Raw genomic sequence first — 16,973 nt, 5'->3', positions numbered from 1 at the left:
GGTTAGTAATTTATTGTTGCGCTGGTTGAGGATTTTGGTTAGGCTGACCTTGATTGGTACTTGGTTGTTGTGTCGCCGTATTCTCATTGGTTCCAGCATTGGGAGTAGCTGTATTTGCATTTGGATTTTGATTTGTGTTTGGTGTCGTTACACTTGACTGAGAGGTTGAAGTCTCTGGAGTCTGGCTTGCAGGAGCAGGTGTAGAACTTTGTTGAGTAGCAGGAGCAGTCCATGTAGGACGAGCTCCATTCTTAAAGACATATTCTCCACTCCTATATAAGCCCTCAGGCATAGTCCAATCTCCTGGGTGGTCATCTTCTGATAGGTAAGTCATCATTGAACGATAGACCGCAGAAGCAACTGTGAACCCATTGCCGATGACTGGAGTAAGACGATTTGAGTAACCTGTCCATACGGCCATCGAATATTTACGAGTATAGCCGACAAACATTTCATCCGGTGCAACAAGTTGACTTGATTTAATATGATTTTCGATTTCTTCATCTGAATAGTTAGAGGTACCTGTCTTACCGGCTTGAGGAAGCCATGAAATATAGGCATTAAAACCAGTTCCAGAGGTCAAGACTGTTTTCATCATTTCTGTCATCATGTAAGCAGTGGTCTGTTTCATAGCTCGGGTACCAGGGTCAGAAAATTCTTTTTCGCTACCATCACTAAAGACAACTTTATTAATGTACATCGGTTTGTGATAGATACCACCATTGGCAAATGCAGCATAAGCAACAGCCATTTTTTCACTACTTGCGCCGTATTGTTTATTTGATTCAGTTGTGTTACTTGATATGGCGTTAGAATAATGCATATCTGGATAGTCAATTCCCAAACCATTTAAGAAGGTTTTTGCACGATTTAATCCAACTTTATTGAGTGTTTCTACAGCCGGAACATTCCGAGATTGCTGTAGTGCATATTGAAGGGTGATATTACCGAAGTATCCTCTATCCCAGTTGTAGACAGGTGTACTTGTTCCAGGATAATTATAAGGGATATCTCGTACAATTGTAGCAGTTGAGTCATAGATATCAAATTCCAAAGCAGGAGCATAATCGGTGATGGGTTTCATTGTTGATCCCCAGTCACGATTGGTTTCCACAGCCTGGTTGGTACCGAATGAAACATTACTTGCTTGATGACGAGCACCAAGTTGTGCAATAACGTTACCATTAGATACATCTACAATAGTCGAAGCTACTTGCATGTCATCATCAGGATAAGTGACATATTGGTCGGTGTTATAAACATCCCAGAGTCGTTGTTGGACATCTTTGTCCACATTTGTATAGACATCCATACCTGTAGTAAGAAGGTTGTAACCAGTTTCTTGTTCAACTTGGTCGATTACTTCTTTAAGGTAGTTGTCCATGTATGCAGGATAGCTGTTACCGGATTTCAGGCTTTGTAGACCATCGGTAACAGGGGTATTAATAGCTTTTTCATACTCTTCTGCACTGATGTATTTCTGCCCCTTCATTTCCGAAAGTACCAAGTTCCGACGCTCTAGAGCAGCTTCTGGATGAGAATAAGGATCATATTGGTTTGGTGCTTGAGGCATTCCGGCTAGGAGTGCTAACTGTGGTAAGCTTAAATCCTTCAAGTCTTTTCCATAGTAATTTTGGGCTGCAGTTTGCATTCCGTAGTTACCGTTAGACATGTAGACTTTGTTGATGTAGTAGGTCAGGATTTCTTGCTTGGTTGCTTTTTGCTCTAGTTGAACGGCTAGCCAAGCTTCTTGAGCTTTACGTGACAAAGTTTGATCGGCAGTTGAAGTAGAAAAATAAGTTAATTTGATCAATTGTTGAGTCAAGGTTGAGGCTCCCTGGAGGCCTCCTCCGCCTTGGAGGTTTCTCAATGCCGCACCCATGATACGAATGGTGTCAACACCTCTATGATCAAAGAAACGGTGGTCTTCGATAGACACGATGGCCTTGACCAAATCAGTAGGGATTTCATTTGCTTGAGTATTTACTCGACGTTCAGATCCAAGGTCAGCGATCAGTTCGTTCTTATTGTCATAAATCTTGCTAGAGGTCGTCGCAACTAATTTACTTTCAGATAAGGTTGGAGCCTTGCTAACAAAGTAGAGGAAGACACCTCCACCTAATAGAAATAATGCGATAAATAAGGTAAGGAACGTAATTCCGATATACTTTAAGAATCGCAGAATAGTTTGTTTGTTCATCTTGTTTTACCACCTAGTAAATGTTCTTTGATAATGTCGAGATAGGGAATTTGAGGGAAAGCGCCTTGCTTTACTAAATATCCGTATTCTTGAATATATCCAAGTGGCATTGATTTTTGCCCCTTATCTTGATGATAAAAGCGAATCAAATCAAATGCCGGCAACAAATAAGTTTCCTGTTTAGAAGAAAAATGAAGCAGTACGAAGCAAATACCCTGCTGTTCTAGAACTTGCTCCATATGTTGAATCTGGTGAAGATGGAAGTTCTTCATTGGAATAGCATTCTTTTGTCGCGTTTCCTTGGCTTCAAAGTCAATGTAATGTCCTCTATACACGCCAGAGTAATCGGTTGTGGAAGCTTGTCTAAAATAGGCTTCTACAATTTTGGCTCGACTACGTTGAGGATAGTCTACTCGGACAATTTGAACAGGCGTGGGTTTTTTATGGATAACTGCCATACCATGCGTCAGATAGTAGTCGTTTGTAGCGTTAATCATCTTTTCAAAAGTCATTCCTCGATTTGCGAAATTATTTGGTTGAGAAATGGATGTTTTGTTTTTTTGTGATGAAATTTTATGAGGATAGTTGACCATATTTCTCCTTATTGGTACAATAACATCACTCTATTATACCATAAAAATAGAAAGAAAGGTGTAAAAATGACTACAGCTTTAATTATGGGCTATTCTAATTTTGACTTGGGTGTCTTTAACGAAAAAGATATCAGGTTAAAAATTATAAAGAAAGCCATTCGCCGTGATTTAGAAAGTTTGGCAGAAGAAGGGATTAATTGGCTGGTCTTTACAGGGAACTTGGGATTTGAATCTTGGGTACTCGATGTCGCAAATGAAATGAAAGAAGAATATGGTTTCAACCTAGCGACCATTTTTGATTTTGAAACACACGGGGAAAATTGGAATGAAGCCAATCAGCTTAAACTTAGCCAATTTAAGCAGGTAGATTTTGTCAAATATGCCTATCCTAAATATGAACATATGGGGCAACTACGAGACTACCAACAATTTTTGCTGGAAAATACTGACCTAGCTTATTTTTTCTATGACCCAGAAAATGAGACCAAATTAAAATTTATGGATACCTTGATGAAAAATCAGGAAGGGTATCGCATAAAAAGGCTAACCTTTGAATACCTAAATGAGCTAGCAGAAAATTTTTCTGAAAAGTAGGCCTTTGACCTTGATTTTTGTTTGCCTTTTTTTATATAATAATACTATTAGAAACCGAGAATGGAGAGAGAGATGGCAAGTATTATTTTTTCAGCAAAAGATATTTTTGAGCAAGAGTTTGGACGTGAAGTCCGTGGATATAGTAAGGTTGAAGTTGATGAATTTTTGGACGATGTCATCAAGGATTACGAAACTTATGCTGCCTTAGTCAAGTCTCTCCGTCAAGAAATTGCAGAGTTGAAGGAAGAATTGTCTCGCAAACCTGAATCTGCACCGGTTCAAGCAGAACCACTTGAAATGACGGCTACAACTTCTATGACGAATTTTGATATTTTGAAACGACTAAATCGTCTTGAGAAAGAAGTATTTGGTAAACAAATTTTGGATAACTCTGATTTATAAGAGCTTATTTGAAAAGTGCAATTTTTGGATAATCGCGTGAGGAGAATTTCTTTTCATGAGGAAAGTCCATGCTAGCACAGGCTGTGATGCCTGTAGTGTTTGTGCTAGGCGAAACCATAAGCCTAGGGACGAGAAATCGTTACGGCAGTTGAAATGGCTAAGTCCTCGGATAGGCCAGAGTAGGCTTGAAAGTGCCACAGTGACGGAGTCTCTCTGGAAACAGAGAGAGTGGAACGCGGTAAACCCCTCAAGCTAGCAACCCAAATTTTGGTCGGGGCATGGAGTACACGGAAACGAACGTAGTACTCTGACTACTTTCAGCTGTAGGCTGTTAGCGGTAGACAGATGATTATCGAAGGAAGTGGTCCTAGTCACTTCTGGAACAAAACATGGCTTATAGAAAATTGCATATAGGTTGGGGCTGAGAAAACTTTCTCAACCTCATTTTTTAAAGTGGACATATAGAAAGGTCTTATAAGACTGAAAATGAAAAAAGAATTTAATTTAATCGCTACTGCTGCAGCGGGTCTTGAGGCTGTTGTGGGACGTGAAGTGCGAGAGTTGGGCTACGATTGTCAAGTTGAAAACGGACGTGTTCGTTTTCAAGGAGATGCGAAAGCCATCATCGAAACCAACCTCTGGCTTCGAGCGGCAGACCGTATCAAGATTATCGTAGGAACGTTCCCAGCTAAGACTTTTGAGGAGCTGTTTCAGGGAGTTTTCGCTCTAGATTGGGAAAATTATTTACCGCTTGGGGCTCGTTTTCCGATTTCGAAAGCCAAATGTGTGAAATCTAAGCTACACAATGAACCCAGTGTTCAGGCTATTTCAAAGAAGGCCGTTGTTAAAAAGTTGCAAAAACACTACGCCCGCCCAGAAGGTGTTCCTCTGATGGAGAATGGCCCAGAGTTTAAGATTGAGGTTTCTATTCTGAAAGATGTCGCAACTGTCATGATTGATACGACCGGGTCTAGCCTCTTTAAACGTGGTTATCGTACTGAAAAAGGTGGTGCTCCTATCAAGGAAAACATGGCAGCAGCTATTTTGCAACTCTCTAACTGGTATCCAGACAAGCCCTTGATTGATCCGACCTGTGGTTCGGGGACTTTCTGTATCGAGGCAGTTATGATTGCTAGAAAGATGGCGCCTGGTCTTCGTCGCTCCTTTGCCTTTGAGGAATGGAACTGGATTAGCGATCGCTTGATTCAAGAAGTTCGCACAGAAGCAGCCAAAAAAGTAGATCGTGAGCTTGAGCTAGATATCATGGGCTGCGATATCGATGCACGTATGGTGGAAATTGCTAAGGCCAATGCTCAAGTAGCAGGTGTTGCAGGAGATATTACCTTTAAGCAGATGCGCGTGCAGGATTTGCGTTCCGATAAAATCAATGGAGTGATTATCTCTAACCCACCTTATGGGGAACGCTTGTCAGATGATGCAGGAGTTACCAAACTCTATGCTGAGATGGGGCAAGTATTTGCACCGCTGAAAACGTGGAGCAAATTTATCCTAACTAGTGATGAAGCCTTTGAGACCAAGTACGGCAGTCAGGCGGACAAGAAGCGCAAGTTGTACAATGGAACTTTAAAAGTTGATTTGTATCAATATTTTGGTCAGCGTGTTAAACGTCAGGAAGTAAAGTAGGAAGGAAAACTCATGAGTAAGAAAAGACATGATCGTCATATAACAGAACATCAAGAAGCGCAATTTGATTTTGATGATGCCAAAGATCTAACGGTTGGAGAAGCCATGCTAAAAAATGAAGAGGTGGAAGCAGGTGTATTGCCTGGAGATTCTATCTTGGACAAGTATGTGAAACAACATAAAGATGAAATTGAGGCAGATAAGTTTGAAACGCGTCAGTTTAGCAAGGATGATTTAGTTGAAAAAGAAGAGGTAGAAGAGATAGAGGAGACTCAGACTCTAGATAATTTACTTCAAGAGCTTCGTGAGGGAACAGGAGTAGATTCTCCAGCTCCAGAAGATGAGTTGAGTCAGTTTGATGATTTAGAATTAACACGAGTTTCAGAAGCACCTCTTGTAGAAGAATTTGAGACTGAAGATATTCCAACACTTCATCGAGTGACAGTTAGTGAAGATGGAAATAGTAAGAAGAAATGGGTGCTTTATGGAATTCTAGCAGCCTTAGTGGTTCTTATCCTTGGAACTGGTTATTATGTTTATCGTCAAGTGGATCGTTCGACTAAGGAAATCCAAACTTCTCAATCAACTACAAACACGCAGTCAGATGTGGAAGAATTCAATAATTTATATGATGCCTTCTATACAGATAGCAACAAAACGGCTTTGAAGAATAGCCAGTTTGATAAACTGGGTCAACTTAAAACCTTGCTTGATAAGCTAGAAGGTAGTCGTGAATATACGCTTGCAAAATCTAAGTATGATAGTCTAGCAACTCAAATCAAGGCCATTCAAGATGTCAATGCTCAATTTGATAAGCCAGCTATTGTAGATGGAGTTTTGGACACTAACGCTAAAGCTAAATCAGATGCTAAATTTACAGATATTAAAACTGGAAATACGGAGATTGATAAAGTGCTAGATAAGGCTATCAGTCTAGGTAAGAGTCAACAAACAGCTCCTTCAAGTTCAAGCTCAAGTCAAGAAAGTTCAAGTTCATCAACAGAGAGGGCTACAGACAACACAAGTCCATCTTCAAGCGTCTCATCAAACAATTCAGTTTCTGCACGTGATGATAGCCATGGCGGTTTATCAAGTTCTGGAGTTGATCTCCAGAGAGCTTCGAGTCGTGTGCCGTTCAATCAATCGGCTGTTGATGATAGCAATAATTCTGCCTGGGATTTCGCGGATGGTGTCTTGGAAAAAATCCTAGCGACTTCACGCTCACGTGGTTATATCACTGGTAACCAATATATCCTTGAACGTGTTAATATCGTTAATGGCAATGGTTATTACAACCTCTACAAGCCAGATGGAACCTATCTCTTTACCCTTAACTGTAAGACAGGATACTTTGTTGGAAATGGTTCTGGACATGCGGATGCTTTGGACTACTAAGTAGTCGTTACAAAATTCTTTCTTTTCAAAAGTAAAAATGATAAAATAAAACAAATTAAACAAGAGGAGTGTCAAATGACAAAAGCTAACTTTGGTGTCGTAGGTATGGCCGTAATGGGTCGTAACCTTGCCCTTAATATTGAATCTCGTGGTTACACAGTTGCTATTTACAACCGTAGTAAAGAAAAAACTGAAGATGTAATTGCTTGCCATCCTGAAAAGAACTTTGTACCAAGCTATGACGTTGAAAGTTTTGTAAACTCAATCGAAAAACCTCGTCGTATCATGCTCATGGTTCAAGCTGGACCTGGTACAGATGCTACTATCCAAGCCCTTCTTCCGCACCTTGACAAGGGTGATATCTTGATCGACGGAGGAAACACTTTCTACAAAGATACCATCCGTCGTAATGAAGAATTGGCAAACTCAGGTATCAACTTTATCGGTACTGGGGTTTCTGGTGGTGAAAAAGGTGCCCTTGAAGGTCCTTCTATCATGCCTGGTGGACAAAAAGAGGCCTACGAATTGGTTGCGGATGTTCTTGAAGAAATCTCAGCTAAAGCACCAGAAGATGGCAAACCATGTGTGACTTACATCGGTCCTGATGGAGCTGGTCACTATGTGAAAATGGTCCACAACGGTATCGAGTATGGTGACATGCAATTAATTGCAGAAAGCTATGACTTGATGCAACACTTGCTAGGCCTTTCTGCAGAAGATATGGCCGAAATCTTTACTGAGTGGAACAAGGGTGAATTGGACAGCTACTTGATTGAAATCACAGCTGATATTTTGAGCCGTAAAGACGATGAAGGTCAAGACGGACCAATCGTAGACTACATCCTTGATGCTGCAGGTAACAAGGGAACTGGTAAATGGACTAGCCAATCATCACTTGACCTTGGTGTGCCATTGTCACTCATCACTGAGTCAGTATTTGCACGTTACATTTCAACTTACAAAGAAGAACGTGTTCATGCTAGCAAGGTTCTTCCAAAACCAGCTGCCTTCAAATTTGAAGGAGACAAGGCTGAGTTGATTGAAAAAATCCGTCAAGCCCTTTACTTCTCAAAAATCATTTCATACGCACAAGGTTTTGCTCAATTGCGTGTAGCTTCTAAAGAAAACAACTGGAACTTGCCATTTGCGGACATCGCCTCTATCTGGCGTGATGGCTGTATCATCCGTTCTCGTTTCTTGCAAAAGATTACAGATGCTTACAACCGTGATGCAGACCTTGCTAACCTTCTTTTGGATGAGTACTTCTTGGATGTTACTGCTAAGTACCAACAAGCAGTGCGTGATATCGTAGCTCTTGCTGTTCAAGCTGGTGTACCAGTGCCAACTTTCTCAGCAGCTATTACTTACTTTGATAGCTACCGTTCAGCTGACCTTCCAGCTAACTTAATCCAAGCGCAACGTGACTACTTTGGTGCCCACACTTACCAACGTAAAGACAAAGAAGGAACATTCCACTACTCTTGGTATGACGAAAAATAAGTAGGTCTGCCATGGGGAAACGGATTTTATTACTTGAGAAAGAACGAAATCTAGCTCATTTTTTAAGTTTGGAACTCCAAAAAGAGCAATACCGAGTTGATCAGGTTGAGGAGGGGCAAAAAGCCCTCTCCATGGCTCTTCAGACAGACTATGACTTGATTTTATTGAATGCTCATCTGGGGGATATGACAGCCCAGGATTTTGCAGACAAGCTGAGTCGGACTAAGCCAGCCTCAGTGATTATGGTATTGGACCATCGTGAAGAATTGCAAGATCAGATTGAGACAATCCAACGCTTTGCCGTTTCTTACATCTATAAGCCGGTTATTATTGATAATTTGGTGGCTCGTATTTCAGCGATTTTCCGAGGTCGGGACTTTATCGACCAACATTGTAGTCAGATGAAGGTTCCAACGTCTTATCGCAATCTGCGTATGGATGTAGAGCATCACACAGTTTATCGTGGCGAGGAAATGATTGCTCTGACTCGTCGTGAGTATGACCTTTTGGCTACTCTTATGGGAAGCAAGAAAGTTCTAACTCGTGAGCAGTTGTTGGAAAGTGTCTGGAAGTATGAAAGTGCGACCGAAACGAATATCGTGGATGTCTATATCCGTTATCTACGTAGCAAGCTTGATGTAAAAGGTCAAAAAAGCTACATTAAAACCGTTCGTGGTGTTGGTTACACCATGCAAGAATAGAGAGCAGTTACGGTTATGTAACTGCTTTTTTTGAGGGAGTTCTCTATATATTGACATACAGTTGGGGCTTTGCTATAATCAGTTGTGGAGGATAGGTCTAATGAAAACAATAAAAAAATTGATGCAAATTGCATTAGCAGTCTTTTTCTTCGGTTTGCTAGCAACAAGTGCAGTATTGGCGGATGATGCTGATTCAGAAGGTTGGAAATTTGTCCAAGAAAATGGTAGAACCTACTACAAGAAGGGGGAACTCAAAGAAACCTACTGGCGAGTGATTGATGGTAAAACCTATTATTTTGATTATAATGGTGAAATGGTTGTTGGTTGGCAATACATCCCAATGCCAGTTAAAGGCTATACAATTGGTCCTTACCCTAATGGTATAAGATTAGAAGGATCCCCAATGCCAGAATGGTACTACTTTGGTAAAGATGGGGTTCTTCAAGAATTTGTTGGCAAGCAAGTTTTAGAGGTAAAAACTGCTACAAATACCAATAAACATCATGGAGAACAATATGATAGTCCAGCAGAGAAACGAGTCTATTATTTTGAAGATCAACGTAGTTATCATACTTTAAAAACTGGTTGGGTTCATGATGAGAAAAACTGGTATTATTTACAGAAGGATGGTGGCTTCGATGCTCGTATCGACAGTTTGACGGTTGGGGAACTAGTGCGTGGCTGGACCAATGATAACTCAACTTGGTACTATCTAGATCCAACAACTGCTACAATGCAAACTGGTTGGAAACAACTTGGCAACAAGTGGTACTACCTTCGTTCATCAGGAGCCATGGCAACTGGCTGGTACCAGGAAGGCTCAACTTGGTATTATTTAGACCAGTCAAATGGCGATATGAAAACAGGCTGGCAATACCTTGGTAACAAGTGGTACTATCTCCGTTCATCAGGAGCTATGGCAACTGGTTGGTATCAAGATGGTTCAACTTGGTACTACCTAAATGCAAGTAATGGAGATATGAAGACAGGTTGGACAAAAGTAAATGGAAACTGGTATTATCTCAATTCAAATGGAGCAATGGTTACAGGTAGCCAAACTATCGATGGTAAAGTCTATAACTTTGCTTCATCTGGTGAGTGGATTTAATCTTGGAGGAGATACAAATGAAGCTTTTGAAAAAAATGATGCAAGTCGCACTAGCAACATTTTTCTTTGGTTTGCTAGCGACAAATACTGTATCTGCAGATACCACGGGTGGCCAATTTGTTGATAAGGATAATAGAAAATATTATGTAAAAGATGATCATAAAGCAATCTATTGGCATAAAATAGGCGGTAAAACTTACTATTTTGGTGATAAAGGAGAAATGGTTGTCGGTTGGCAATACGTAGAAATTCATGGAACAGGTTATCGTGATAATTTATTTAATAATCGTCCAGTCTTAGAAATTGGCCTTCAGGAGAAGTGGTACTATTTTGGACAAGATGGTGCTTTGCTAGAACAAACAGATAAACAAGTACTAGAGGCAAAAACGTCTGAAAATACAGGAAAAGTATACGGTGAACAATATGCTCCATCTGCTGAAAAGAGAACTTATTATTTTGATAATAATTATGCTGTAAAGACAGGTTGGACTTATGAAGACGGCAATTGGTATTATTTAAATAAGCTAGGAATTTCTGGCGATGATTCTTACAATCCACTACCAATTGGTGAAGTTGCTAAGGGTTGGACTCAAGATTTCCATGTTACTTTTGGCATTGATAGAAGCAAACCTGCTCCGTGGTATTACCTAGACCCAGAAACTGGCATTATGCAAACTGGATGGCAAAACCTTGGTAACAAGTGGTACTACCTTCGTTCATCAGGTGCAATGGCAACTGGCTGGTATCAGGAAGGCTCAACTTGGTATTATTTAGACCAGTCAAATGGTGATATGAAAACGGGCTGGCAATACCTTGGTAACAAGTGGTACTATCTCCGTTCATCAGGAGCTATGGCAACTGGTTGGTATCAAGATGGTTCAACTTGGTACTACCTAAATGCAAGTAATGGAGATATGAAGACAGGTTGGTTCCAGGTCAATGGCAAATGGTACTATGCTTATAGCTCAGGTGCCTTGGCAGTGAATACGACCGTAGATGGCTACTACGTCAACTATAATGGCGAATGGGTTCAATAATGAAAGAGGCGATTGTGAAGGAAACAATCGCTTTTTTTGTGAAAATATAATAAAATAGATAGGAGAGAATAAATACTTGTAGGAAAAATAATACTCTTTGAAAATCAAATTCAAACCACGTCAGCGTCGCCTTACCGTACTCAAGTACAGCCTGCGGCTAGCTTCCTAGTTTGCTTTTTGATTTTCATTGAGTATGAGACGGCTTTTTCGTCTAGCAAAAGGAAAACATGACAAAAAAAGTGGGTGTCGGTCAGGCACATAGTAAAATAATTTTAATAGGGGAGCATGCGGTCGTTTACGGTTATCCTGCCATTTCCCTGCCTCTTTTGGAGGTGGTGGTAACTTGTAAGGTAGTTCCTGCAGCGAGTCCTTGGCGTCTCTATGAGGAGGATACCTTGTCCATGGCAGTTTATGCTTCGCTGGAGTATTTGGATATCAAAGAAGCCTGCATTCGCTGTGAGATTGACTCGGCTATCCCTGAAAAACGGGGAATGGGTTCGTCAGCGGCTATCAGCATAGCGGCCATTCGTGCGGTTTTTGACTATTATCAAGCCGAGCTGCCACATGATGTACTAGAAATCTTGGTCAATAGGGCTGAGATGATTGCCCATATGAATCCTAGTGGTTTGGATGCTAAGACCTGTCTCAGTGGCCAACCTATTCGCTTTATCAAGAATGTAGGATTTACAGAGCTTGAGATGGATCTATCAGCCTATTTAGTGATTGCTGATACTGGCGTTTATGGTCACACTCGTGAAGCTATCCAAGTGGTTCAGAGCAAGGGCAAGGATGCCCTACCGTTTTTGCATGCCTTGGGGGAATTAACCCAGCAAGCAGAAGATGCGATTTCACAAAAAGATGCTGAAGGATTGGGACAAATCCTCAGTCAAGCGCATTTACATTTAAAAGAAATTGGTGTTAGTAGTCCTGAGTCAGATTCTTTGGTTGAAACGGCTCTTAGCCATGGTGCTCTGGGTTCCAAGATGAGCGGTGGTGGGCTAGGAGGCTGTATCATAGCCTTGGCAGCCGATTTGACACAAGCTCAAGAACTAGCAGAAAGATTAGAAGAGAAAGGAGCTGTTCAGACATGGATAGAGAGCCTGTAACAGTACGTTCCTACGCAAATATTGCTATTATCAAATATTGGGGAAAGAAAAAAGAAAAAGAGATGGTTCCTGCTACTAGCAGCATCTCTCTGACTTTGGAGAATATGTTTACGGAGACTACTTTGTCATCTCTACCGACGAATGCGACAGCTGATGCCTTTTATATCAATGGTCAGCTACAAAATGAGGCAGAGCATGCTAAGATGAGCAAGATTATTGACCGCTACCGTCCAGTTGGAGAAGGCTTTGTTCGAATTGATACTAAAAATAATATGCCTACCGCAGCAGGCTTGTCATCAAGTTCTAGTGGTTTGTCTGCCTTGGTCAAGGCTTGCAATGCTTATTTCAAGCTTGGATTGGATAGAAGTCAGTTAGCGCAGGAAGCGAAGTTTGCCTCAGGATCTTCCTCTCGGAGTTTTTATGGACCATTAGGTGCCTGGGACAAGGATAGTGGAGAGATTTACCCTGTAGAGACAGACTTGAAACTAGCTATGATCATGTTGGTGCTAGAGGACAAGAAAAAACCAATTTCTAGCCGTGACGGGATGAAACTCTGTGTGGAAACTTCGACGACTTTTGACGACTGGGTGCGTCAGTCTGAGAAGGATTATCAGGATATGCTGGTTTATCTCAAAGAGAATGATTTTGCCAAGGTTGGGGATTTAACGGAGAAAAATGCTCTTGCTATGCACGCTACGACCAAAACAGCATCGCCAGCCTTTTCTTATCTGACGGATGCATCTTATGAAGCCATGGACTTTGTCCGTCAACTTCGCAAGCAAGGAGAAGCCTGCTACTTTACTATGGATGCTGGTCCCAATGTTAAGGTCCTCTGTCAAGAGAAAGACTTGGAGCATTTATCAGAAATTTTCGGTCAACGTTACCGCTTGATTGTGTCAAAAACAAAGGATTTGAGCCAAGATGATTGCTGTTAAAACTTGCGGAAAACTCTATTGGGCAGGTGAATATGCTATTTTAGAGCCAGGGCAGTTAGCCTTGATAAAGGCCATTCCTATCTATATAAGGGCTGAGATTGCCTTTTCTGATAGTTATCGTATCTATTCGGATCTGTTTGATTTCGCAGTTGATTTGACGCCAAATCCTGCCTACAGCTTGATTCAAGAAACAATTGCTTTAGTGGAAGATTTCCTGACTTATCGAGGTCAAACTTTAAGACCTTTTTCTCTAGAAATCCGTGGAAAAATGGAACGAGAAGGCAAAAAGTTTGGTCTGGGTTCTAGCGGTAGTGTCGTTGTCTTGGTTATCAAGGCTCTGCTTGCTCTATATGATCTTTCGGTTAATCAAGATCTCTTATTTAAGCTGGCTAGTGCTGTCTTGCTCAAGCGAGGAGACAATGGTTCCATGGGCGATCTTGCCTGTATTGTGGCAGAGGATTTGGTTCTCTACCGGTCATTTGATCGTCAAAAGGTGGCAACTTGGTTAGAAGAAGAAAACTTGGCGACAGTTTTGGAGCATGATTGGGGTTTTTCAATTTCACACGTACAACCTGCCCTAGAATGTGATTTCCTAGTGGGATGGACTAAGGAAGTAGCCGTATCTAGTAACATGGTCCAGCAAATCAAGCAAAACATCAATCAGAATTTTTTAACTTCCTCAAAAGCAACGGTGACTGCTTTGGTAGAAGCCTTGGAGCAGGGGAAAGCCGAAAAAGTTATCAAGCAAGTAGAAGTGGCAAGCAAGCTTTTAGAAGCCTTGAGCGCAGATATTTACACGCCTTCGCTTAGACAGTTGAAGGTAGCTAGTCAAGATTTGCAGGCTGTTGCCAAGAGTAGCGGTGCTGGTGGTGGTGACTGTGGTATTGCCTTGAGTTTTGATGAGCAATCAACTGAAACCCTAAAAAATCGTTGGGCCGATCTAGGGATTGAGCTCTTATACCAAGAAAGGATAGGACATGACGACAAATCGTAAGGACGAGCATATACGCTATGCCCTTGAGCAGAAAAGTTCCTATAATAGCTTTGATGAGGTGGAGTTGATTCATTGTTCCTTGCCTCTTTATGACCTAGATGAAATTGATTTGTCCACAGAATTTGCTGGTCGAAAGTGGGAATTTCCTTTTTATATCAATGCCATGACAGGTGGGAGTGATAAAGGTAAAGAAATCAATCAAAAGCTGGCTCAGGTGGCAGATGCCTGTGGGATTTTGTTTGTGACGGGTTCTTATAGCGCAGCCCTCAAAGATCCAAAAGACGATTCATTTTCTGTCAAGTCTAGTCATCCAAATCTCCTTCTTGGAACCAATATTGGATTGGACAAGGCTGTTGAGTTAGGACTTCAGACTGTAGAAGCGATGAATCCTCTTCTCCTGCAAGTGCATGTCAATGTTATGCAGGAATTACTCATGCCTGAGGGAGAAAGAACGTTCAGAAACTGGCAATCGCATCTGGTAGACTATAGCAAGCAAATCCCTGTTCCCATTGTCTTAAAGGAAGTGGGCTTTGGAATGGATGTGAAGACCATCGAAAGAGCCTATGAACTAGGCGTTCGAGCTGTTGACCTGTCTGGTCGAGGTGGTACCAGCTTTGCCTATATCGAAAACCGTCGCAGTGATCAACGTGATTACCTCAATCAATGGGGGCAATCTACTATGCAGGCCCTTATCAATGCCCAAGACTGGAAAGACAAGGTTGAACTCTTGGTTAGTGGAGGCGTTCGCAATCCGCTGGATATGATTAAGTGTTTAGTTTTTGGTGCCAAGGCTGTAGGACTGTCTCGAACAGTTCTGGAGTTGGTTGAAACCTATTCAGTTGAAGAAGTGATTGGCATTGTCCAAGGCTGGAAAGAAGATCTACGCTTGATCATGTGTGCCCTTAATTGTGCCACTATAGCAGATCTGCAAAGCGTAGATTACATTCTTTATGGAAAATTAAAAGAAGCAAAAGATCAGATGAAAAAGGCGTAACCACCGCCTTTTTTCCATCTTCAGACCGAGGTGACTTTTTTGAATTGTGATAAAATAGAAGGGAGAGGATGCATGTATGAGAAAATTTAAAATCTTTTTATTTATCGAAGCCTGTCTTTTGACAGGAGCACTGATTTTGATGGTTTCAGAGCATTTTTCGCGTTTTTTGCTGATTCTATTCCTCTTTCTGCTTTTGATTCGCTATTATACTGGTAAAGAGGGCAATAATCTTCTTTTGGTGGTGGCAACCATTCTCTTCTTTTTCATCGTCATGCTCAATCCTTTTGTGATTCTAGCTATTTTTGTTGCGGTCATATACAGCCTTTTTCTTCTTTATCCGATGATGAATCAGGAAAAAGAGCAGACCAATTTGGTGTTTGAAGAGGTAGTGACGGTTAAGAAGGAGAAAAATCGTTGGTTTGGGAATCTCCATCATTTTTCAAGTTACCAGACTTGCCAGTTTGATGATATCAATCTCTTTCGCCTCATGGGTAAGGACACCATTCATTTGGAGAGGGTCATCCTAACCAATCATGACAATGTTATTATCCTCAGAAAGATGATAGGCACGACCAAAATCATTGTGCCTGTTGATGTGGAAGTCAGTCTCAGTGTTAACTGTCTCTATGGGGATTTGACTTTTTTCAATCAGCCCAAGCGTGCCCTCCGCAATGAACACTATCATCAGGAAACAAGAGACTATCTCAAGAGTAACAAGAGCGTCAAGATTCTCTTGACCACTATGGTTGGAGATGTGGAGGTGGTTAGAGGATGAAAAAACAAGCCTATGTAATTATTGCCATCACCTCTTTCCTCTTTGTCTTATTTTTATCCCACAGCTTGTTAGAAATCCTTGATTTTGACTGGTCAATTTTCTTGCACGATGTTGAAAAAACAGAAAAATTTGTCTTTTTGTTGTTGGTTTTCAGTATGTCCATGACTTGTCTTTTAGCTCTGTTTTGGCGAGGTGTCGAAGAGCTTTCTCTAAGAAAAATACAGGCTAATCTCAAGCGTTTGTTGGCAGGGCAAGAAGTGGTTCAGGTTGCAGATCCAGATTTAGATGCCAGTTTCAAGTCCTTGTCAGGCAAACTTAACCTCTTGACAGAGGCTCTTCAAAAAGCTGAAAATCACAGTCTTGCTCAGGAAGAGGAAATCATCGAGAAGGAACGAAAGCGCATTGCTCGGGATTTGCACGATACCGTCAGTCAGGAGTTGTTTGCGGCTCATATGATTTTGTCAGGTGTCAACCAGCAGGCTTTGAAACTGGATAGAGAAAAGATGCAGACCCAGTTGCAGAGTGTCACAGCCATCCTTGAAACAGCCCAGAAGGATTTACGGGTCTTGCTCTTGCATTTGCGACCGGTTGAACTGGAACAGAAGAGTCTGGTTGAAGGAATTCAAATCCTCTTAAAAGAGCTTGAGGACAAGAGTGATCTCAAGGTTAGTCTCAAGCAAAATGTGACGAAATTGCCTAAGAAAATTGAAGAACATATCTTCCGCATTTTGCAGGAGTTGATTAGTAATACCCTTCGTCATGCCCAGGCCTCTTGCTTAGATGTTTATCTCTATCAGACGGATCTTGAATTGCAGCTGAAGGTGGTGGATAATGGGATTGGTTTCCAGTTGGGGAGCTTCGATGACTTGAGTTATGGACTGCGAAACATCAAGGAGCGGGTTGAAGATATGGCAGGGACGGTTCAGCTTTTGACAGCTCCCAAGCAAGGTTTGGCAGTTGATATCCGTATTCCCTTGCTCGATAAGGAATCATAA

16 protein-coding genes and 1 other RNA gene are annotated in these 16,973 nt (G+C 41.4%); 15 read left to right on the top strand and 2 right to left on the bottom strand.

Annotated elements, in window-relative coordinates; all coding sequences use genetic code 11:
- Positions 1 to 10: 10 nt before the first annotated feature.
- Positions 11 to 2,200, bottom strand: a complete 2,190-nt coding sequence (gene pbp1a, locus N8M66_RS03430) for a penicillin-binding protein PBP1A (protein ID WP_261045673.1) — start codon at positions 2,198 to 2,200, stop codon at positions 11 to 13.
- Positions 2,197 to 2,793: a Holliday junction resolvase RecU gene (gene recU / locus N8M66_RS03425; protein WP_261045671.1), complete on the bottom strand. Its 597-nt coding sequence runs from the start codon at positions 2,791 to 2,793 to the stop codon at positions 2,197 to 2,199. The genes pbp1a and recU overlap by 4 nt, the downstream gene beginning before the upstream one ends.
- 66 nt (positions 2,794 to 2,859) lie before the next feature.
- Between recU and N8M66_RS03420 the strand changes: the two genes are divergently transcribed.
- From N8M66_RS03420 to N8M66_RS03350, 15 genes are all read left to right on the top strand, one after another.
- On the top strand, positions 2,860 to 3,387 hold the full coding sequence (locus N8M66_RS03420; RefSeq protein ID WP_261045669.1) for an SLOG family protein: 528 nt from the start codon (positions 2,860 to 2,862) through the stop codon (positions 3,385 to 3,387).
- A gap of 72 nt (positions 3,388 to 3,459) precedes the next feature.
- Positions 3,460 to 3,789 carry a cell division regulator GpsB gene (gene gpsB / locus N8M66_RS03415; RefSeq protein WP_000146534.1) on the top strand — a complete coding sequence of 110 codons (330 nt, stop codon included), beginning with the start codon at positions 3,460 to 3,462 and terminating at the stop codon, positions 3,787 to 3,789.
- Between the two features lie 20 nt (positions 3,790 to 3,809).
- Positions 3,810 to 4,191: RNase P RNA component class B (gene rnpB, locus N8M66_RS03410), an RNA gene on the top strand.
- Positions 4,192 to 4,275: 84 nt separating this feature from the next.
- Positions 4,276 to 5,433, top strand: a complete 1,158-nt coding sequence (locus N8M66_RS03405; RefSeq protein WP_261045667.1) for a THUMP domain-containing class I SAM-dependent RNA methyltransferase — start codon at positions 4,276 to 4,278, stop codon at positions 5,431 to 5,433.
- A gap of 12 nt (positions 5,434 to 5,445) precedes the next feature.
- Positions 5,446 to 6,828 (top strand): cell division site-positioning protein MapZ, encoded by a 1,383-nt coding sequence (gene mapZ / locus N8M66_RS03400; protein ID WP_261045666.1) that lies wholly within the window; start codon positions 5,446 to 5,448, stop codon positions 6,826 to 6,828.
- Positions 6,829 to 6,903: 75 nt separating this feature from the next.
- The gene (gene gndA / locus N8M66_RS03395; RefSeq protein ID WP_000158778.1) at positions 6,904 to 8,328 is read left to right on the top strand and encodes an NADP-dependent phosphogluconate dehydrogenase; all 1,425 of its coding nucleotides are present in this window, start codon (positions 6,904 to 6,906) and stop codon (positions 8,326 to 8,328) included.
- 11 nt (positions 8,329 to 8,339) lie between these two features.
- A complete protein-coding gene (locus tag N8M66_RS03390) occupies positions 8,340 to 9,029 on the top strand; it encodes a response regulator transcription factor (protein WP_050283620.1) in 690 nt (229 codons plus the stop codon).
- A 100-nt stretch (positions 9,030 to 9,129) separates the two neighbouring features.
- Complete coding sequence (locus N8M66_RS03385) at positions 9,130 to 10,137, top strand: N-acetylmuramoyl-L-alanine amidase family protein (RefSeq protein ID WP_261045664.1); 1,008 nt, start codon at positions 9,130 to 9,132, stop codon at positions 10,135 to 10,137.
- Between the two features lie 17 nt (positions 10,138 to 10,154).
- Positions 10,155 to 11,174, top strand: coding sequence for a choline-binding protein CbpC (gene cbpC / locus N8M66_RS03380; protein ID WP_261045663.1), 1,020 nt, complete (start codon positions 10,155 to 10,157; stop codon positions 11,172 to 11,174).
- 227 nt (positions 11,175 to 11,401) lie between these two features.
- Positions 11,402 to 12,280, top strand: coding sequence for a mevalonate kinase (gene mvk / locus N8M66_RS03375; RefSeq protein WP_261045662.1), 879 nt, complete (start codon positions 11,402 to 11,404; stop codon positions 12,278 to 12,280).
- On the top strand, positions 12,262 to 13,215 hold the full coding sequence (gene mvaD, locus N8M66_RS03370) for a diphosphomevalonate decarboxylase (RefSeq protein WP_261045660.1): 954 nt from the start codon (positions 12,262 to 12,264) through the stop codon (positions 13,213 to 13,215). Before mvk ends, mvaD begins: the two co-directional genes overlap by 19 nt.
- Positions 13,202 to 14,209 carry a phosphomevalonate kinase gene (locus N8M66_RS03365; RefSeq protein ID WP_261045658.1) on the top strand — a complete coding sequence of 336 codons (1,008 nt, stop codon included), beginning with the start codon at positions 13,202 to 13,204 and terminating at the stop codon, positions 14,207 to 14,209. The genes mvaD and N8M66_RS03365 overlap by 14 nt, the downstream gene beginning before the upstream one ends.
- Positions 14,193 to 15,203, top strand: a complete 1,011-nt coding sequence (gene fni / locus N8M66_RS03360; RefSeq protein ID WP_261045656.1) for a type 2 isopentenyl-diphosphate Delta-isomerase — start codon at positions 14,193 to 14,195, stop codon at positions 15,201 to 15,203. The genes N8M66_RS03365 and fni overlap by 17 nt, the downstream gene beginning before the upstream one ends.
- Positions 15,204 to 15,279: 76 nt before the next feature.
- Positions 15,280 to 15,978 carry a cell wall-active antibiotics response protein LiaF gene (liaF, locus tag N8M66_RS03355; RefSeq protein WP_261045655.1) on the top strand — a complete coding sequence of 233 codons (699 nt, stop codon included), beginning with the start codon at positions 15,280 to 15,282 and terminating at the stop codon, positions 15,976 to 15,978.
- The gene (locus tag N8M66_RS03350) at positions 15,975 to 16,973 is read left to right on the top strand and encodes a sensor histidine kinase (RefSeq protein WP_261045654.1); all 999 of its coding nucleotides are present in this window, start codon (positions 15,975 to 15,977) and stop codon (positions 16,971 to 16,973) included. The genes liaF and N8M66_RS03350 overlap by 4 nt, the downstream gene beginning before the upstream one ends.

This window comes from Streptococcus mitis (assembly GCF_946188585.1).
In the GTDB taxonomy this organism is placed as follows: Bacteria; Bacillota; Bacilli; order Lactobacillales; family Streptococcaceae; genus Streptococcus; species Streptococcus mitis_DG.
This window is presented reverse-complemented; position numbering and strand designations above follow the sequence as displayed.